Below are 18428 nucleotides of genomic sequence, written 5' to 3'. Positions count from 1 at the left end.
CGGTTTTCGGCTGTTTGTGTTTGATTGGAGGCGGGGGGCCATGACATCCCCCGCTTTCTCAGAGCAACCCGCGGGTCTTGTCCGTCGCGGAGTCGTCTTTTTCGGGCGCCATAAACAGCCCTTTATACCGGCTGTACACATACGAGACGCCGATCAGAATCAAGCCCAGCACGATGAAGGAGATGATGCGGTAAAGCGTCTCGAGAAAAGACAGATCGAAGAGAAAGAGTTTCAGGATGGTCAAGCCGAACAGTCCGAAGGCCATCATCCGGGCCCCTTGTTTTCTCCGCCAGATTCCCACGGCCATCAGCGCGAGGGAGTAGAGAATCCACACCATGGATAAAGTCAGTTGTAGCCGGTTTGACAGGCGGATGAGTTCCTCCCGGGGCGCCCCCTGTTCCTCCAGCAAGTATACCGCCTGGCGGTAGTAGTCAAGGGTTTCGGCCGTCAGCATCTGGAACAGGATGAAACCGATCACGAAGGAGATGACGATGGGCAGCCCCTTGAAATGGAATTTCTTCTCTCCGCGCAACCAGCGACCCATGAGATAGACGGCCAGGGCGCTGAGTCCCAATAGGAAGAAACGGACATTGAACAGCGGCGTGTAAAGGGCGATGGGGTAGAAGAACCAGCCGAGGATCAAACCGGCTCCGAGAGCAAGCATCATCGCGCCGAATCCGACGAAGACGAGGGGGGAATTCTTTTTTCGCAAACCGATCCGGGTGAGAAGAAGGGCGTAAACCAGCCAGGCCCCCACGATGCTCCAGATCTGCCGAATCTCGAAAAGTTGCCGGTCGATTCCCGTTTTTTCCAGCATCAACATTTCGAAAAACTGATGGACTTCCCCCGTGAGCCAGACGAAGAGCACGATGCACCAAATCAGATGGAGGATGCTCGGGACTACCGCCCATGTTCCCTTCAGCCGCCGGTAAATATAGGCGCCTGCGCCGAGCGCTCCCGCCGTCGCCGCCGAGGCGAGCGCCCTTCCGTTGAGCAGCGGGGTAAAGTCGGCGGGGGGAATCGGTTTGACTGCGGCGCTGTAGGCAAGTTGCAGCGGGATCAGCCCGAACAGCCCCAACGCCGTGAGCCACAGGGAACGCTGTTTCTTGTAAATGCCCCAAAAGGCCATGAGACAGGCTTCCAACCCCCAGAGGACCGTCAGGGTGTACCCGGAAAATTGGTCCAGGGTGGCGAGGACGACCAGGGCGGCGGCGATGAACAGACACTGGGAAAGCTGCCCCCGGATCGGTTTGGGGAAGGGTTTCATCCGTTCCGTCATCAGGAAGGAGCCCCCGTATGCCATGCCGATGAGCAAAAGGGCTGCGGCCGTCCAGTCGCTCGCCTGAAAGTTCATCAGGTCGTAAACAATGATGGTGAAGAACAGGGCGTTGAAAAAGCTGACGACACGTCGAATCACCGCGTGGGATGTCACCCTTTTCAGCCAGCACCAAAGATCCAGTCCGTGAAAAAGTCCCCAATAGATCGCGATAAAGGCGAGCGCAATTCCGGTCTCTTCCGCGGAGAACATCTCTGAGCGCCAGAAGGTGAATACCAGGTACGTGGCGATAAAGGTCAGGGGCAAAAGGACGATCCACTGTTCCCTTTTGCGGATGACCAGCAGCAGTCCCGCCGTCAGCAGGGCGAGATAGGTGAGAAGTCCCAGCGACTGGGCTTCTCCCGTGCTGAGGAGAAAGGGCGTCAGGTAACCTCCGGTCCAGCCCAGCAGAGAAACGGCCAGGGAGTGGTGACGCATCGCCTGTTGAAAGGCGAGGACGGTGACTCCCGACATGCCCAGCAGGGCGACCGTTTGCGGGACCAAGTGGTAAAAGTTGAAGGATGCGTATACGGACAGATATAAAATGGCGATCCCCGCACCCACCAGCCCTTGGGCGAAGATAGGCAATCCCCTTTTTGAAAAGCGGCCACCGGCGCCCAGCAGGGCGGCTCCGACGAGAAAACCGATCAGCACGCGCATCCATTCCGGTATCAGGTTGTTGTCAAAGGCGTATTTGAGGAAAAATCCGATGCCCAGAATCAGGGCGAAAGCCCCGATCCGGTTCAGCCATTTCCCCCCGATCAACTGTTCCCACTCGGACCGGGAGCGGCGGGGGGCAGGGGCAGGTGCGGATTTTCCGCCGACCGGGGCGGGTCGAAGGGGCGCCGCCGGTTCGGATTTTTTGACCGGATCGGGGGATGGGGAAGTTTTCTTCGCCTGCGTCTCCAGGGAACCCGAAACCGGATGGGGAGGCTTGGCCGCGTTTCCGGCGGTCCGTTGCCGTCCGCCCTCCGGAAGGTTTTCGGCGTGAACGCCGGGATCCGACTGATGCCTGTAAGCGGCGAGCTCCCGCTTCAACTCCTCTATTTCGCGTTCCATGCGGTCGGTTTTACGCCTGTCGTGGATTAAATAAAAAATGAGTCCGATGATGACCAGCCATTCCAACTTCCGGTCCCTCCATTTGTTCATGTTCAATGGCCGATTCCCTGTTATGGCCCGGGGTCTTCTTTCAATACGCCATCGAGGCGCGATTTCCCTCCTTTTACCATGTTACAAGATGCGCGCGGTCCCTGCCAGTTCGGTAAAACAAATAACCGTTTTTCCCGATTCGGGAAAAGTTTTTCCCGATTCGGGAAAACGGTTCGATTTTTGTGTCGCGTTCAACGGGGAGCGCCGATGGAAGATCCGGAATCCCTCGAAGTCGGCGGGGAGGATTCTTCCGCCTTTCGCGGGGGACGGACGATGCGGGGGAGGATGACCGCCGCGGCCATGACGGCGGCGATGACGTACAGGGCGATGGTGTAGGTGCCTGTGAGCTCCCGGATGCGCGCGATCATCAGGGGGCTGGGCACGGCGGCCAATCCCCAGGCCAGGAGCATCCAGCCGTATATGCCACCGACGTTTTTCGTGCCGAAGTAGTCGGCGCAGAAGGAGGGCATGGTGCCAAAACCCCCGCCGTAGCAGAGGGCGATCAGCGCGGTGGTGGCGACGAACAGACCCACCGTGTTCAGATTGGGAAGGAACAGGAACAGAAGCGCCTGGAGCAGGAACATGATGATGAAAACCCCGCGCCTGCCGATCCAGTCGGACACCGCCGCCCAAAAGATTCGGCCGAAGGCGTTGAACAGCGATATGATCCCCACCACCAGGGCCGCCGATTCCACCGCATCCAGATTGATGATCTCCTGTCCCATCGGCGAGGCCTGGGAAATGATCATAATTCCGGCGGAGACGTTGAGGAACAGCATGAAGAAGAGCATCCAGAACTGACGGGTCCGAAGCGCTTCCCGAACGCCGAAATCCCGGGCGGCACGGCTTTCCATCTGCTTTTCCGTGGGAGTCCATCCCGGCGGGCTCCATCCCTCCGGAGGGTTGCGGTAAAACTGAGCCGCGCCCGTCACCATGATCAGGTAGGCGACGCCCAACAGGGCGAAGGTGGCGGACAGGCCGTAGGTTTCGATCATCCATGCGGCGATCGGGCTCATCAGGAGGGCTCCCGCTCCGTATCCGCATACGGCCAGCCCGGTGATCAGCCCCCGTTTATCCGGGAACCACTTGACCAGGACGGCCACGGGGACGATGTACCCCATCCCCATCGCCACGCCGCCGATCACCCCGTAGGTCAGGTAGAGCACCGGCAGGGAGGTCGCCAGGGCTGTCAGGATGTAACTCAAGCCGTAGAAGATGCCGGCGATGGTGGCCACCAGGCGCGGCCCCTTGCGATCCTGCAACAGTCCTCCCAAAATGGTTCCGAAGCCGAGGAAGAGGATGGCCAGGGTGAAGGCCAGCGTCACTTCCGAGCGGCTCCAACCGTATTGTTCCATGAGCGGATTGACGAAGACGCTCCATCCGTAAACGGCGCCGAGGGCGATTTGCATCAGGATTGCCGCTGCCACGATCGCCCAGCGATTGGGCAGCTCTTGCTTTCCTGTGGTCACGTTTTTTCCCCCTTTTTGTCGGCGGAGGACCTTTCCTGTGTCCCCCGCCGATGTTCGAGGTGATCAGCTTCCCGTCGCGGAAGCGGGAGCGTCGTCGGCTTCGGTTTCGCCTCCGGTTTCTTCGTTGCGAAGGGGTATCGCTTCCACCACCGCGTTGTAGTCCGGTTCGCCGCTGTCGGGATCGAACCGCTCGTAGGGGATGAGCACGTTCCCCTCCGGCCAATGCACCTGCAGATTTCCGGGGCGGATGCGGGCGATCTTGACCCTGCCCCGGTATTCTCCGGATTCGGACCGGAGAAGGACCGGATCCCCTTCCTTCAGGCCCAGCCGATTTGCATCCTGCCGGGAGAAGAAGATCTCGTCGCGCTTGGCGCCGGTCAGGGAATCGTGTTCTCCCCACACGATGCTGTTAAACTGTTTGCCGCGCCGCGTGCTGAGGATGAACCGGCCTTCCGGGAGGGACTCCTCCGGCAGCCGGGCGATGTGGAAGCGGGCCCGGCCGTCCGGCGTGTTGAACTTGTATCCTTCGCAGAGCAGGGGGCCTCCCCACTGGAAGTTGTCCCCTTTTTCCCTGAGGCGTTGAATGCCGTCATAGGCCGGAACGGTCCGGCTGATGTCCTCGCGGATCTGTGCGGTGTTGTCGAAGTGGATCAAGTGGGCCCGGTCGGGATGGACCCGCTCGGCGATCTGCATGGGGATCTCCCATTCCGTCCGGGTTTCGCCGATGCGCGGACCGGGGATTTCCGGGCTGAAGATCACCCGCCGTTCGGTGGTCGTCTCCGTGACGCCTCCCGGCGTTTCGTAGCGGGTCCTTCCGGGAAGCAGGAGGACCAGCCCTTCCGGATCCCCGGGTTCCACCAGCATCTGCGGGTTTAAGACGATGTCCTGGTGGATGCGCAGGGGCACGCGGGCGATCGCTTCGCGGACATATTGCGGATCGGGAAGCGTTTCCAAAAAGTTGCCGCCGATGGAGTAGAGGACGTCCAGCTTTCCGCCATGGGCCGCCTGGATCATCGAGGACGCTTTCATTCCCGGTTTGTCGGGCACCGGGAAGCCCCACAGCTTCCCGATCGCTTTCGCCGTCTCCTCATTGACCGGACGGTCCATGCCGTAACTGTCGGGAGCCGCCCCCATTTCGGCCCCTCCCTGAACACCGGAATGGCCGCGGATGGGGCAAAGGCCCGAATGGGGCTTGCCGATCCGCCCGAGGGCCAAGGCGAGGTTGGCGATGGACAGCACGTTGTTGGTCCCGTTTCGGTGCTGGGTGACGCCCATGCTCCATACGGTGACGGAGCTGTTCGCATCGGCGTAGATTTCGGCGAATCGGCGCATCTCTTCCCGGGTGGTTCCCGACGATTTCTCCAGTTCCTCCCAAGGGAGCTCCGACACGAAACGCCGCACCTCTTCAAATCCGGCGGTGTGCTCGCGGATGAAGGAATCGTTCAATTTTCCCGTCTCCACGAGATGTTTCAGCGCGCCGTTGAAAAAGGCCGCGTCCCCGCCGGTGCCGATTTGGAAAAATTCGTCCATGATCCGGGTGCCGAACAAGGCGCTTTCCGTGACCGAGGGAATCCAGTACCGCTCCAACCCTTCTTCCTTGTAGGGGTTGACCACGATCACCCGAGTGCCTGCCTTTTTCGCGTAGTAAATGTATTTGGTGGCCACGGGCTGGTTGTTGGCAAGGTTGGTTCCGACGAGAATCAGCAGATCGGTTCCGATCCAGTCGGAGTAGGAAATGGTGGTCGCCCCGTAGCCGATCGCCTTTTTCAGGGCTACGGTGCTGGGTGCGTGACACAGGCGGGCGGCGTTGTCGATGTGGTTGGTCCCCAGGAAGCGGGCCACTTTATTGGCGACAAAGTAGACTTCGTTGGTCAGACCCCGGGAGGTGAGATAGAAGGCGATCCGTTCCGGATCGGTCCGGCGGATTCGCTCCGCCGCCAGATCCAGGGCCTCATCCCAGGTGATGCGGCGAAATCCCTTTTCCCCTTTGCGGCGGACCATCGGATAGGGCAGGCGTCCAAGATTCCTAAGTTCCCGTCCCGATTTTCCCTCGAGGCGGGAGATGTCCTCTAGCAGGGTGTGGTCCAGCGCCGGCATGGTGTTCATCCGCAGCAGGTTGAGGCGAATCATGCACAGATGGGTGCCGGGCATGGTCCAGTCCTTCATCCCCGTGGTGCCGAGGGCGCAACCGTCACAGCAACCGTCCCGAAGGATCCGCCAGGCGTAGCCCAACTGATCCCGGTTTTCCCAGGCGGCTCGAAACATTTCGCGAAAGTGATGGGGTTTCACTTCGCCCAGCCCGGTGGGGACGAGATTGACCCAGTGCTTTGGATTCCAACCTCCGGGAACCGATTTGGCCATGTGGTTTCCTCCTCCGTTCAGCGTATTTTCGAGGATACCGCTTTTCCGGACGGGGGCGGGGAGATTTGGATCCGCTCCGTGCCCGTGTAGATATTGAAGCGGTTGTCGCGGGCGAAGCCGATCAAGGTGATCCCGAATTCCCGGGCGACTTCCCGGGCCAAACTGGAGGGGGCGGAAACGGCGACAACCATGGGAACGCCGGCTACCGCCGCCTTTTGCATAATTTCGAAGCTCGCCCGGCCGCTCACCATGAGGATTCCGTCGGAAAGGGGGCATTTCCGCTCCAGAAAAGCGTATCCCAGCAGTTTGTCCACGGCGTTGTGTCTCCCCACGTCCTCCCGGATTGCCAACAGCTCACCCCTGGGAGTGAACCAGCCGGCGGCGTGAAGGCCTCCCGTCTTCTCAAACACATCCTGTTCAGCGCGAAGGCGTTCCCCCATCCCGTGGATGACGGAAGCGGGCACCGTCCAATCGGCACGGATTTTGGGAACATTTCGGACGCGGATCGCCTCCAGGGAGGCCTTGCCGCAGACTCCGCAGCTGGAGGTGGTGTAAAAGTGCCGCTTGAGCTGTGCGGGGTCAAAGTCGGTTTCCGAACGAAGAAACACGTTGACGATGTTGTACCGTTGCTCGCCGTCCACCTCGGGATCGGTGCAATAGGTGATCCGGTGAATCGCTTCCGGCGTCTTCAGGATTCCTTCGGTAAAGAGAAAGCCGGCGGCCAGCTCAAAATCGTTGCCGGGCGTACGCATGGTGACCGAGATGGAGACAGGCTCCTCCATGCGGGGAAGGACCAGGCGAATTTCCATCGGCTCCTCCACCGCCAATAAATCCTGGCGGTAGCGGAAGGTATCCCCTTTCACCGATTGCACCCGTAACCGGGATGCCCTCGACCGTACGGATCCGTCCACGGCGATCGCCTCCGGGGAACCAAATCAGAATAAAATATATAATTCTACAATTAACAATATATGTGGTTGAGAAAATGATCAATACAACCCGGGGTGTATTATTCTTCGGCGGGGAGATGGGACGAGCGGGGCGGGGGAGAAATGGATACAGCGGAATCCGCCGGAGACCGGTGCGTCCGGAGGATTTTCATTTTTGCCAATCGAGAGACCTTTCCGGTCGGATCGAGGAACCTCTTTCGGGAGAAACGCCGTTTTTTACATCGAGGGGGGATTTCCGTTGAAGGATGCCTTGCAGCTGATCAATCGGCACGGGGGGAAGATTTGGCTGTTCGCCTCATTGGGGGAAGGGTTTCTTGCGGTGCTTTGGGCAATGGGACTCATCGCCGTCTGGTTGATTGTGACTCCTTCTCCGGAAATGGTACATAAGGTATTTGCCGCCGTCTATTTTCCGGATCATCCCGAAAGCCTGCTTGGCCAGATCCGGTCGGATATCCTGGGAGCCTCGCCGAGGACGGCATTCCTTCTAGCGACGATGGCCCTTTTTTTTGCCGGTATTATCCTCTTCTCGGTCACGGGCATGATGGGGCTGATCCGGCAGGCAGCCGTGGAGGATCGCCTGTCCTTCGGGGACTTTTTCTCCTTCGGTTTCCGTTATCTCATCCGGGTGTTCGGGCTGGTCCTGATTCTGATCGGGACGGCTCTGTCGCTCGGTTGGTTATTCCTGCGGCTGGATACCCTGGTGGAGTCCCGCAATGTCTATCGGATCGCGCTTTGGGGGATGGGGGGACTGGTCGGTCTCTATCTCCTTGCCTATTTTTCCTTCGCACCGATGGTGATGTTGGTGGAACGGACGGGGATTGTCCGAACCCTGGGCTACGCGTTCCGCCTCCTTTGGAAGTGGCCCGCGAAAACGGTTTTCACCCTGCTCAACGCCTTGATGTCCGCAGTTTTGGGCGTTGTCCTGCTCGGGTTCATCTCCGCTTTTCCGTGGCTGGTTCTGCAGTTTTTTCAAAACGGGATCATCGCGACGATGGTGGGTTCTTTCTTCGGCCTGTTGATGATCTTCACCTTTCACGCTTTTCCCGTAACGCTCTACTTGGGCACCCTGATCCTCGCGTATGTGGAGATGAGGGAGGAGCTTTTTCCCGAGGATGCGGAAGAAGAATCTCTCCTTACCGGTAGCCGGGTGATCTGAGCAGGGGGCGACGATGACGGGGCTTGTGAGGGCGGGGGATTTTACCGAATCCAAGGCAATCGGGCCCCGGATGTTTCCGCGGCCCTGAAGCAGCAGAAGGAATGGCTCAGTGCACGGCCGATCCCCGACGGCGGGCCGGCGATCGGGACCTCATTGGACGGAGGAAGGTTGAACCTTGGCCACCTGCGAATGAAGATCCATCGGCTGGTCGAGCCGATCATCGATGGTGATCTGGGTGATCACCCGATCCGCCCCGCTTTGGAGCGATGTTCGGTGGATTTCAGCCGCCACGTTCATCAATTGATCGATATCTCCTTCAATCACCGTGGCCGTGGGCGTCACCTGGTAGTTGAGCCCGCGCTGATCGATGACGCGGCACACTTCCTTGATCGCGTTGCTGAAACTGGATGTTTTCGTCCCTACGGGGACGATGCTGATTTCCATCAAAGGCATGGCTTCCCCTCCTTTCTCCCGTAGTTTGAATGGATATGAATCGAAATATGTAAGGATTCACGGGTCGACATCCGGGCTGCCGGGGTCGATTTTTTTGTATGAAGAAAACGGACGGACCCTCATGAAGCCGCCCCAAGTCACCCATACTAGGTCTGGGGCAGAGTTTTTTCACAGGTGGGTGAGACGATGTCCGATATGGAACTGCTCAAGGAACTGACCCTTGCCTGGGGGGTTTCCGGCTACGAATGGGAAGTGCGGCACATCATGATGCGGGAACTGAAGCGGACGACCGCGAAAATCGTGACGGATCGCATCGGCAGCATCTTCGGGGAAAAGGAGGGAACGGCGTCCTCACCCCGCATCCTGTTGGCCGGCCACATGGATGAGGTCGGATTTATGGTGAAGGAGATCACGAAGAACGGATATCTGCGGTTTGCCACGCTGGGCGGCTGGTGGGACCAGGTGCTTTTGTCCCAGCGGGTGTCCGTGGTGACGGAAAAGCGGACCTTCACCGGGGTGATCGGTTCCAAACCGCCCCATATCCTGACGGCGGAGGAGAGGAATAAAGTATATCCCATCCGGGAGATGTTCGTAGACATCGGGGCGAAAAGCGACGAGCAGGTCAAGGAATGGGGAGTCCGCGTCGGCGATCCGATCGTGCCCGTCTGTCCCTTTGAAATTCTTCCGGACGGGGACACCATTCTGGCGAAAGCCCTGGACAACCGGGTCGGTTGTTACATGGCGCTTCAGGTCCTGAAAGAACTGGGGAAAGCGGATCATCCCAACACGGTGATTGCAGGGGCGACGGTTCAGGAGGAAGTGGGCCTGCGGGGAGCGACCACGTCACCCCACGCAGTGGAGCCGGACATCGCCTTTGTACTCGACGTGGGGATCGCCGAAGACGGTCCGGGCAGCGAGGGAGGCAGCAAACCGCGCCTCGGCGGCGGACCGCTCATCACCTTTCTCGATGCCACGATGATCCCCCATCTGCGCCTTCGTGACCGGGTGATGGAGATCGCGGAAGACCTGAATATCCCGATTCAGGCGGACACGACGCCCGGTGGCGGGACCGATGCGGGCAAGATCCACCTGTTTCGGAGGGGGGTTCCTTCCCTCGTGGTGGGGGTCGCCGCCCGCTACATTCACAGCCATGTTTCCATGGTCTCCAAAAGCGATGTCGATCAGGCGGTGAGGCTCTTGGTGGAGGTGATCCGGCGGATGGACCGTCAGGCCGTGGAAAACCTGGTCCGGTATGCCGAAGGGGGATGACGGCGGAAACGGTGCGGGACGCGGTGAAGCGCCGCGAGTTTACCGGGAAAGGAGCCGGGTGGCTCCTTTCTTTTTCTTTGAAGACATATTATAATAGCAACGAAGGTTTCGGCCGGTTCTCTAAGGGTGCCGGGTTTCCAAGAGGGGGAGGAAGCGATGAAGCGAAGGGAGCGGTTCTTCAATCATGTGGAAAAGCAGCTGGCCGCCTTGCCGGCAGAAACGGTTTCATCGCTGATCGATCAATCCGGCGGCCCCGAGCGGGTTGTCTTGGTGTTCGTGGATATATTAAAGGGTTTCTGCGAAAAAGGGCCCTTGGCCAGTGAACGGGTTGCCGGGATGGTCGCGCCGGTCAAGGATTTGGCCGAGGCCTTGTTGAAGAGGGGAACGCCCGACGGAAACCTGGTTTTCCTCAACGACGCCCATCCGGAGGATGCCGTGGAATTTTCCGCCTTTCCCCCGCATTGCGTCCGAGGCACGGCCGAAGCGGAAGTAGTGGATGAACTTCAGCCGCTCCTCGAGCGGGGCGGTGTTCGGGTGTTCCGCAAAAATGCGACCAACGGTCTGTTTGGCAGGGACGAGGGAGGGGAGCGCTTCTACGAGTATCTCGAGAAGCGCTTTGCCGAAGGGCCGGTTACCTTTGTCGTCGTGGGGGATTGTACGGATCTGTGCATCTACCAAAACGCCATGGGCATTCGCCTTCTGGCCAACGAGCACAACGCCCGGGTCCGGGTGATCGTTCCCCTGGAGCACGTCCGAACCTACGACGTACCGGTGGAGGTTTCCGAGAAAACGGGAGCGCCTGCCCACGACGGGGATGTGATGGACCTGCTGTTTGCCTACCACATGATGATCAACGGTATCGAGGTCGTCCGAACGGTGGAAGACCGGTAGAACACGGCTTTGGAAATCGACGAAGGATGGTGTTTGGATGCGGACCGAAGAGATGCTCCTCAATGTGGGACCCCAACACCCCAGCACTCACGGTGTGTTCCGGATCTTGCTCAAGATTGACGGGGAGATCATCCGCGAGGCCACTCCGGTGATCGGATACCTGCACCGGGGAACGGAAAAACTGGCGGAAAACCTGAACTATACGCAGATCATCCCCTATACGGACCGGATGGACTACCTGTCGGCGATGATCAACAATTACGCCGTGGTCCACGCCGTTGAAACCCTGATGGAGCTGGAGATTCCCGAACGCGCCGAATATTTGAGGGTCATCGTAATGGAACTGAACCGGATCGCCAGCCATCTGGTCTGGTTCGGCACTTATCTTCTGGATATCGGGGCGATGAGTCCCTTCTTGTATGCCTTCCAGGATCGGGAGAAGATCATTGATCTGTTCAACGAAATATCCGGCGCCCGCCTCACATACAATTACATGAGGGTGGGAGGCGTCAAATGGGATGCTCCCGAGGGCTGGCTCGACAAGGTGCGCAACCTGGTTTCCTACCTGCGGGAGCGCCATGAAGAATATCTTGATCTGGTGGCGGGCAACGAAATCTTTGTCAACCGGACCAAGGGGGTTGGCAAATACGATGCGAAAACCGCCGTCCGGTACGGGCTGTCCGGTCCATGTCTCCGATGCACGGGGATTCAACGGGATCTGAGAAAGGATCAGCCCTATTCGATCTATGACCGGTTTGATTTTGACGTCCCCATTTCCACCGAGGGGGATTGTTACGATCGCTTCCAGATTCGGATGGAGGAAATCCGCCAATCTCTGCGGATCATTGAACAGGCGGTGGAACAAATTCCCGAAGGGCCGATCATGGCCAAGGTGCCGAGGCTGATCCGTCCGCCGGAGGGAGAAGTGTATACGGCGGTGGAAAACCCCCGGGGAGAACTGGGCGTTCACCTGATCAGCAAAGGGAAAGCTTCTCCCTGGCGGATTCATTGGCGCCGGCCGTCCTTCCACAACCTGCAGATTTTGCCCCAGCTGTTGGAGGGGGAAAACATCGCCAATTTGATCGCCATCCTCGGTGCGGTGGATATTGTGCTCGGTGACGTTGACGGTTGAGAAACGAAAGCGGTTCCCGTCCCCTTTATGAGACTGGAACCGCTTTTCACAAGCGGCGGAATGGTCATCGAATCGAATCAAAAAACGGGGTTAAATGAATGGAACAAACATTGGCCGAGTTTTTGTCACAGTACGGATATATCGGGATCATCCTCTTCCTAATCCTGGGGATTGCCGGCATTCCCCTTCCCGACGAGATCTTTATGACTTTTATCGGCTATCTTTCGTCGGAAGGGCAATTGAATCTGTATCTGACTTATATCAGCGCCCTTACCGGCTCGATCGGCGGGATCACCCTGAGCTACGTATTGGGAACGCGTTTCGGCTACCCCCTCCTGAAGCGATACGGAAGCAAGCTCTTCATCACGCGGAGAAGACTCCGGATCACCCAGTTTCTGTTCCGGAAGTACGGCAATTGGGTGTTGTTTTTCGGCTATTTTATCCCGGGAGTCCGCCATTTGACCGCATATTTGGCCGGCATATCCAAACTCTCTTACACCCGGTTCGGCATGTACGCATACTGCGGGGCGGTGGTCTGGTGCGCCACCTTCATCGGGTTGGGGTATGCGTTGGGTTCCAGCTGGGAACTGGTATTTCATTTCCTTCATCGCCTGGGGCCGGTGGTTTTCCTTGTCTTGATTTTAGCAGCGGGTTTTGCGGCTTGGTACTGGTGGGCGATGAATCAAAATCGGGCAGGCTCTGGTCCCAAGTAGGAGGCGGATATGCGGGAAGCAACCGTAACCTTCATCATGCCGCGGGGAAAGTACCGTTTCAAGGTGAAGGAGGGGACGCCGCTCTTTTGGAAGCGATTGCGGCAGGGGTTCTGATTCCCTTTCGTTGCACAACCGGTCGGTGCGGCGACTGTATCGTCCGCGTTCTCGGTGGAGGGGAAAACATTCCTCCACTTAGCGCACAGGAGTCGTACCGATCGGGGGACCGGGTCATTTCCGGTTTCCGGCTGCCTGTCGCCGTTTCGTCTGCGGCGATGTGAGGAGAAGTTCCCAACCGCGTTTAGATCTTTCAGAAATGCGGAGGGTGTGGCCCGGATCCCGGACGGAAGTGTCGCATCATGCGGACAACGGGTCGACAAATCGCTTTTGAAGCGTTTGACGCCCTTTGCAGGAGATTGCTAAAATAATAGAAAATTGACTGCGAAAGGAGTCCACTGGGGGTGCACCGTACGGTGCTGAGAGGGGTTCGCGCCCCAACCCTTTGAACTTGACCTGGGTCATACCAGCGTAAGGAATGTGGCGGTTGCTTGCGTTGCCGGTATCCTCCAGGATACCGGTTTTTTGCAGGAAAGGAGGAGGCGAAAATCGGAGGCAGACTCCACCTCGTTACCGGGGACCATCATTCATCGGATCATATCGTTGCCGTTGTCGAGAAGGTCCGTCCCTGGGTGGACCAGGTCCACCTGCGGTGGAAAGGGCGGTCTGCGCGGGAGATTTATCATCTGGGGAGCAGGCTTTTGGAGCGCGGGCTCCTGCGTCCCGGGCAGTTGGCCGTTCATGACCGGTTGGATGTGGCCCTGGCGCTGGGGTGCGGCATCCATTTGCCGGAAGCGGGCCTGCCGGTGGATCGGGTGCGGGAGATCGTCGGTTCCCGGCATCGGGTGGGAGTTTCGGTTCATTCCGTCGAGGCCGCGGGACGGGCGGCCGCGTCGGGGGCGGACTACCTGATGTTCGGCCATGTGTTTTCCACTTTGTCCAAGCCGGGCGTTCACCCGCGGGGGCTCGAACAACTTTCCCGCGTGGTTCAGGCCGTCAACGTTCCTGTCCTGGCTATCGGGGGGATCACGGCGCGGCGGATCCCCCGAGTGATGGAGACGGGGTGTGCGGGTGTGGCCGTCCTATCCGCCCTGATGGACTGTCCGGAACCCGAACGGACGGCCCGGCAAATGAGGACCTGTCTGGATCGCCGTGTGTGATCGATAGCCGGAGAGGAGAAAAAAGGGGGGCTATGTTTTGCATGAGCGGGATGTGGTGGTTGTCGGAGGGGGTGTGATCGGGTGCTCGATCGCGTACTATCTCGCCAAACGGGGAGCGCGGGTCACCGTTCTGGAGCGGGACCTGATCGGCGCCCACGCTTCGTCCGCCGCCGCGGGGATGTTGGGGGCCCAGGTGGAGATGGCTGCGCCGGGGCCCATGAGTGAGCTGTGCATGAAGAGCCGATCCATGTTTCCCGATTTGGCCTCGGAATTGTATCGTCTGACCGGAATCGATATCGAATTGATCCGGGCGGGCATATTGCGGATCGCTTGGAATGAAGAGGAGGCCGAGATGCTTCGGAAGCGGGGAGCTTGGCAGCGGGACCGCGGCGAGACGGCGGACTGGTGGGACAAGGATCGGGTTCGGAGCGTGGAACCGGAGGTGTCCGATCAGATCGAGGGGGCCCTTTACATTCCCGGGGATTCCCACGTCTCCTCCTCCCGATTGACCCGGGCCTTTTCCTATGCGGCGGAACTGCTCGGGGCCGAATTGATCGAGCGGTGTGAAGTGACTGCCTTTCGCGCCGGGAAGGACCGCATCGAGAGGGTGGAGTCGGATCGGGGAACCTTTCAGGCGGAGCATGTGGTGTTGGCGGCGGGGGCGTGGAGCGCTTCGCTGGCCGGGAAATTGGGGTTGCGTTTGCCGGTCGTTCCGATCAAGGGGGAATCCCTGGCGGTTTATCCGCGTAAAGAGCTCTTTGAAAGGACGCTGTTTGCGGAGGGATGTTACCTGGTCCCCAAAGCGGACGGCAAGGTGATCGTGGGAGCGACGGAGCGGGCCGGTGATTTTACCGAATGGGTGACGATGGACGCGATTCGACAACTGACGTCGGAAGCGGTCCGGTTGGTTCCGGAATTGGCAAACAGCACGTTTATCCGTGCCTGGTCCAGCATCCGTCCCGGGTCCCCCGACGGACTCCCTTATATCGGCAGGTTCGGCCGATTCCGGAACCTTTTCGTCGCCACCGGTCATTTCCGCAACGGAATACTGCTCAGTCCCATCACCGGCCAGCGGATCGCGGAATTGATCGCAGGAGAGGAGGTTCCGGATCTGAAACCCTTTTCGCCCGACCGCCTGTCGACTTAAAAACAGGGGGTACTTCCCATGAAAGGGGGAGAAGGTTATTCGCATCCGAGTGAATGGAGAAGAGATGGATCTGCCCCGGGATGTCCGCACCGTTTCCCAGCTGTTGGAACATTTGGGGGTGGAAAAGCGAATCGTCGTGGTGGAGCAAAATCGCAGGATTCTGGAGAGGGAAGAGCATGATTCAACTCCCCTTGCCGAAGGGGATTCCATCGAAATCGTTCATTTTGTCGGAGGGGGTTGACACGTGCTGAAGATCGGAAAATACACCTTCCGTTCCCGCCTGTTTTTGGGAACCGGGAAGTTTTCATCGCTGGATATTCAGCAGGCCGCGGTGGATGCTTCGGGGGCGGAGGTTCTCACCTTCGCCGTTCGCCGGTTAAACATCAGCGATCCAAATCAACCCAATTTTTTGGAACGCCTGGATCTCGGAAAATACACCCTGCTTCCCAACACGGCGGGAGCCACCAGCGTGGAGGAGGCCTTGCGAATCGCCCGATTGGCCCGGGCCTCCAAGTTGTGCGACATGATCAAGGTGGAGATTATCGGGGATCCCAAAACCCTGCTGCCCGATCCCGTCGCCACCCTGGAGGCGACCCGGATCCTGGTGGAGGAGGGATTCACCGTTTTGCCCTATACCTCCGACGATCCGATATTGGCCAAGCGCTTGGAGGAAGCGGGAGCCCACGCCATCATGCCCGGCGGTTCTCCGATCGGATCCGGGCTGGGACTCCTCAATCCCCACTACTTGAGCCTGATTATCGAACAGGCCGAGGTTCCCGTCATCGTCGACGCGGGGATCGGATCTCCGGCCGATGTGGTTCAGGCGATGGAACTGGGAGCGGACGGGGTGCTGCTCAACACCGCCGTGTCCCAGGCGAAGGATCCGGTGAGGATGGCCAGGGCGATGAAATTGGCCGTGGAGGCGGGGAGGCTGGGTTTCGAGGCGGGAAGGATTCCCCGGAAGCGTTATGCTTCGGCCAGCAGTCCCCAGGAGGGTTTGGTCGGCTCCTGAGGGGTTTCTAGTCCGGTAATCGGCAAGATTCAAGGGGGGTTCCCGGGAGCTACCTGCACGAATCGAGGCGGGAAATCGTCCTTTCCCGGCTGGCTTTTCCAGCGTTCTCGGGGCGCCCTGTGGCGCCCCTTTTTCGTTTAGGAGGTTATGATTGTGAGCCGTCTTTTCGGCTGGGGTCCGGACGGTAGCGGGAAATGTTGAGAAGGATTCCCAGGGAGGCCATGTTGATGAGCAGTGACGATCCGCCGTAACTGACCAGGGGGAGGGGAACGCCCGTCACGGGAAGAATTGCCGTGACCACGGCCAGGTTGAACAGCGCTTGGATGGCGATCGTGGTGATCAGTCCGATGCCGAGCAGGGTTCCAAATTGGTCCGGTACGATCAGGGAGGCCCGAATGCCCCGCAGGATCAGAGCCACGAACAGGAGGATCAGGAAGACGCCGCCAAAAAAGCCCAGTTCCTCGGCAATGACGGCAAAGATGAAGTCGGTATGGGCCTCGGGAAGATAGGCCAGCTTTTGGATCCCGTTTCCGAGGCCGCGGCCGGACAAGCCGCCGGGTCCGATGGCATAAAGGGATTGGATAATTTGGTATCCCGTGTCGTTGGGATCCTTCCAGGGATCGTAGGCCGCCTCCAGGCGTTCGATCCGGTAATCCGCCAGATAGAGGACCATGATTAACACGGGAACGGCTACCAGCCCCAACATCAGCAAGTGGCGGATCCGCGCTCCCGCGCAGAAAATCACCACCATGCAGGAGATCAGAATGATGATCGTGGCGCTGTAATGGGGCTCGATCATGATCAGAGAACAGACCAGCCCGATCACGATCAGAGGGGGGAGCAAGCCCCGTGTGAAGTTGTCCAGATAGGGTTGTTTTTTCGTCATGATCGAGGCGGTGTATATGAGCAGGGCGAGTTTTGCCAGCTCCGAGGGCTGAATCGTCAGGGGGCCGATTTGAATCCACCGGGAAGCGCCGTTGGCCTCGACGCCGATGACGGGTACGAACACCAGCACCAGCAGGATCACGCAGCCCAACAAAATCCAACCGACATGGCGCCGATAAAGGGTGAACGGTATATTGGCGAACGTGAAAAAGAGGATCAGGCCGAGGCCGGCCCGCGCCAGCTGGCGCTTAAAAAAATAGTAACTGTCGTTGAACTCGGTCCATCCCTCATAGTAGCTGGCGCTGAACACCATCACCAGCCCGAAACCCAAGAGGAGAAACGTGAAGAACATCAGCCAGAAATCCGGTTTGCCGCGAACCATTTCCCATCCCCTCAACCGTCCGTAATGCAATTCATCTCACATGATAACACATGTCTCTTCGGAATCATCCATGAAATTCCTCCGACTTCGCCCACTCTCCATTTTCACCACTTCCGTCTCCGGCCACACCCGCCCCTAGGTGAACTTCTAGTAAATTCTGTAACGGCCTCACCTTTTCCTTTTTCCATTTGGACGATGAAGTGTTGTCCGGGGTATGGTATAATACCACAGACAAATTCGGGAGGGTGAATGTTTTGAAGGTCACACGGATCCATTTGAACATCCACGAAGAGGATTTTGAACCCTATGAGGAGGAATTGGTGCGGCAGGGCTGGAAAAAGATAGGGAACCAGCCGGTGTTTCGCAAAACATACGGAGATACGGAAGTGGAAGTGAAGGAATACATCCCCGCCTTCAGCGGCGAGGTTTATTTTGTGGTGTCCGCCCGGAACGAAAACGGCATCTCCTTCGAGTCGATTTCCGCCATCCTGGAAGAGCTGCGGCAGGCGGACAGAACCAAGGATTAAAATTTCCACTGATACCTTCCTCCTGGCTCGAGAATACTTAAGCCAGGAGGTGATCCGTTTTGCCTGAAGTCAAATGCAGTGTGGCAAACTGCTACTTTTGGGCCGAAGGGAACAACTGTACTGCGGATGCGATCATGGTGGAGATCGATCCGCATGCCGACCGCCGGTTCGATGAGGAAATCGGGGGAGAAATGGTGGGGACGGGCCATCAGGATCATTCGGCCCGTCAGGCCGCCGACACCTGTTGCCACACCTTTCGGCCCAGGGAGAAGCACCAGTGAAAAGGAAAAGCACCCCGCGGGGTGCTTGAGGCTGTTGACAAAGAAGGGTCAACAGCCTTTTTTGTTGAATTCGGAATAAAACAATTCCGAAGGAAGGTTTTTATATGTTCAGGACGAACCCA

18 protein-coding genes and 1 riboswitch are annotated in these 18428 nt (G+C 58.6%); of the genes, 12 read left to right on the top strand and 6 right to left on the bottom strand.

Annotated features, from left to right (window positions below; genetic code table 11):
* Nucleotides 1-58: 58 nt before the first annotated feature.
* The 4 genes from CLV97_RS06545 to fdhD all read right to left on the bottom strand — a co-directional run bounded on the left by CLV97_RS06545 (nucleotide 59) and on the right by fdhD (nucleotide 7205).
* A complete protein-coding gene (locus CLV97_RS06545; protein ID WP_170070386.1) occupies nucleotides 59-2440 on the bottom strand; it encodes a DUF2339 domain-containing protein in 2382 nt (793 codons plus the stop codon).
* Nucleotides 2441-2655: 215 nt separating this feature from the next.
* Nucleotides 2656-3933, bottom strand: a complete 1278-nt coding sequence (locus CLV97_RS06540) for an L-lactate MFS transporter (protein WP_211295693.1) — start codon at nucleotides 3931-3933, stop codon at nucleotides 2656-2658.
* Nucleotides 3934-3996: 63 nt separating this feature from the next.
* On the bottom strand, nucleotides 3997-6294 hold the full coding sequence (locus CLV97_RS06535; RefSeq protein ID WP_106344730.1) for an FdhF/YdeP family oxidoreductase: 2298 nt from the start codon (nucleotides 6292-6294) through the stop codon (nucleotides 3997-3999).
* 17 nt (nucleotides 6295-6311) lie between these two features.
* A complete protein-coding gene (gene fdhD, locus CLV97_RS06530; RefSeq protein ID WP_106344729.1) occupies nucleotides 6312-7205 on the bottom strand; it encodes a formate dehydrogenase accessory sulfurtransferase FdhD in 894 nt (297 codons plus the stop codon).
* A gap of 277 nt (nucleotides 7206-7482) precedes the next feature.
* Here fdhD and CLV97_RS06525 point away from each other — a divergent pair, with 277 nt between their 5' ends.
* On the top strand, nucleotides 7483-8400 hold the full coding sequence (locus CLV97_RS06525) for a hypothetical protein (protein ID WP_146130423.1): 918 nt from the start codon (nucleotides 7483-7485) through the stop codon (nucleotides 8398-8400).
* A 150-nt stretch (nucleotides 8401-8550) separates the two neighbouring features.
* Here CLV97_RS06525 and CLV97_RS06520 read toward each other — a convergent pair whose 3' ends face one another.
* On the bottom strand, nucleotides 8551-8853 hold the full coding sequence (locus CLV97_RS06520; protein ID WP_106344727.1) for an MTH1187 family thiamine-binding protein: 303 nt from the start codon (nucleotides 8851-8853) through the stop codon (nucleotides 8551-8553).
* A gap of 195 nt (nucleotides 8854-9048) precedes the next feature.
* Between CLV97_RS06520 and CLV97_RS06515 the strand changes: the two genes are divergently transcribed.
* The 9 genes from CLV97_RS06515 (at nucleotide 9049) to CLV97_RS06480 (ending at nucleotide 16231) form a co-directional block, all read left to right on the top strand.
* Nucleotides 9049-10122, top strand: a complete 1074-nt coding sequence (locus CLV97_RS06515; RefSeq protein ID WP_211295697.1) for a M42 family metallopeptidase — start codon at nucleotides 9049-9051, stop codon at nucleotides 10120-10122.
* A gap of 156 nt (nucleotides 10123-10278) precedes the next feature.
* The gene (locus tag CLV97_RS06510) at nucleotides 10279-11013 is read left to right on the top strand and encodes a cysteine hydrolase family protein (protein ID WP_106344725.1); all 735 of its coding nucleotides are present in this window, start codon (nucleotides 10279-10281) and stop codon (nucleotides 11011-11013) included.
* Between the two features lie 37 nt (nucleotides 11014-11050).
* Nucleotides 11051-12145, top strand: a complete 1095-nt coding sequence (locus CLV97_RS06505) for an NADH-quinone oxidoreductase subunit D (protein ID WP_106344724.1) — start codon at nucleotides 11051-11053, stop codon at nucleotides 12143-12145.
* 98 nt (nucleotides 12146-12243) lie between these two features.
* Nucleotides 12244-12858 (top strand): DedA family protein, encoded by a 615-nt coding sequence (locus CLV97_RS06500; RefSeq protein ID WP_106344723.1) that lies wholly within the window; start codon nucleotides 12244-12246, stop codon nucleotides 12856-12858.
* Between the two features lie 86 nt (nucleotides 12859-12944).
* Nucleotides 12945-13136, top strand: a complete 192-nt coding sequence (locus CLV97_RS18925) for a 2Fe-2S iron-sulfur cluster-binding protein (RefSeq protein WP_170070385.1) — start codon at nucleotides 12945-12947, stop codon at nucleotides 13134-13136.
* 166 nt (nucleotides 13137-13302) lie between these two features.
* Nucleotides 13303-13408: riboswitch (TPP riboswitch) on the top strand.
* Complete coding sequence (locus CLV97_RS06495) at nucleotides 13404-14072, top strand: thiamine phosphate synthase (RefSeq protein ID WP_106344722.1); 669 nt, start codon at nucleotides 13404-13406, stop codon at nucleotides 14070-14072. (Overlaps the previous riboswitch by 5 nt.)
* A gap of 37 nt (nucleotides 14073-14109) precedes the next feature.
* On the top strand, nucleotides 14110-15219 hold the full coding sequence (gene thiO / locus CLV97_RS06490; RefSeq protein ID WP_106344721.1) for a glycine oxidase ThiO: 1110 nt from the start codon (nucleotides 14110-14112) through the stop codon (nucleotides 15217-15219).
* Nucleotides 15220-15268: 49 nt separating this feature from the next.
* Entirely contained in the window at nucleotides 15269-15460 is a 192-nt protein-coding gene (thiS, locus tag CLV97_RS06485; protein ID WP_342749773.1) for a sulfur carrier protein ThiS, read from the top strand.
* 3 nt (nucleotides 15461-15463) lie between these two features.
* Complete coding sequence (locus tag CLV97_RS06480) at nucleotides 15464-16231, top strand: thiazole synthase (protein WP_106344719.1); 768 nt, start codon at nucleotides 15464-15466, stop codon at nucleotides 16229-16231.
* A 145-nt stretch (nucleotides 16232-16376) separates the two neighbouring features.
* On the opposite strand, the gene ftsW is transcribed toward CLV97_RS06480, so the two are convergent.
* Nucleotides 16377-17498 carry a putative lipid II flippase FtsW gene (gene ftsW / locus CLV97_RS06475; RefSeq protein WP_106344718.1) on the bottom strand — a complete coding sequence of 374 codons (1122 nt, stop codon included), beginning with the start codon at nucleotides 17496-17498 and terminating at the stop codon, nucleotides 16377-16379.
* 254 nt (nucleotides 17499-17752) lie between these two features.
* Between ftsW and CLV97_RS06470 the strand changes: the two genes are divergently transcribed.
* Entirely contained in the window at nucleotides 17753-18025 is a 273-nt protein-coding gene (locus CLV97_RS06470; protein WP_106344717.1) for a hypothetical protein, read from the top strand.
* A gap of 59 nt (nucleotides 18026-18084) precedes the next feature.
* Nucleotides 18085-18306, top strand: a complete 222-nt coding sequence (locus CLV97_RS06465; RefSeq protein ID WP_106344716.1) for a DUF1540 domain-containing protein — start codon at nucleotides 18085-18087, stop codon at nucleotides 18304-18306.
* Nucleotides 18307-18428: the final 122 nt, after the last annotated feature.

The sequence above is a fragment of the Planifilum fimeticola genome, from assembly GCF_003001905.1.
Lineage (GTDB): Bacteria > Bacillota > Bacilli > Thermoactinomycetales > DSM-44946 > Planifilum > Planifilum fimeticola.
The sequence above is the reverse complement of the archived record's forward strand: the minus strand, read 5'-3'. Positions and strand labels throughout refer to the sequence as shown.

Excerpts from the sequence above, each read along its gene's own strand:
- CLV97_RS06535 (WP_106344730.1), bottom strand. The coding sequence starts at position 6,294 with ATGGCCAAATCGGTTCCCGGAGGTTGGAATCCAAAGCACTGGGTCAAT.
- CLV97_RS06520 (WP_106344727.1), bottom strand. The coding sequence starts at position 8,853 with ATGCCTTTGATGGAAATCAGCATCGTCCCCGTAGGGACGAAAACATCC.
- CLV97_RS06515 (WP_211295697.1), top strand. The coding sequence starts at position 9,049 with ATGGAACTGCTCAAGGAACTGACCCTTGCCTGGGGGGTTTCCGGCTAC.
- CLV97_RS06510 (WP_106344725.1), top strand. The coding sequence starts at position 10,279 with ATGAAGCGAAGGGAGCGGTTCTTCAATCATGTGGAAAAGCAGCTGGCC.
- CLV97_RS06505 (WP_106344724.1), top strand. The coding sequence starts at position 11,051 with ATGCGGACCGAAGAGATGCTCCTCAATGTGGGACCCCAACACCCCAGC.
- CLV97_RS06500 (WP_106344723.1), top strand. The coding sequence starts at position 12,244 with ATGGAACAAACATTGGCCGAGTTTTTGTCACAGTACGGATATATCGGG.
- ftsW (WP_106344718.1), bottom strand. The coding sequence starts at position 17,498 with ATGGTTCGCGGCAAACCGGATTTCTGGCTGATGTTCTTCACGTTTCTC.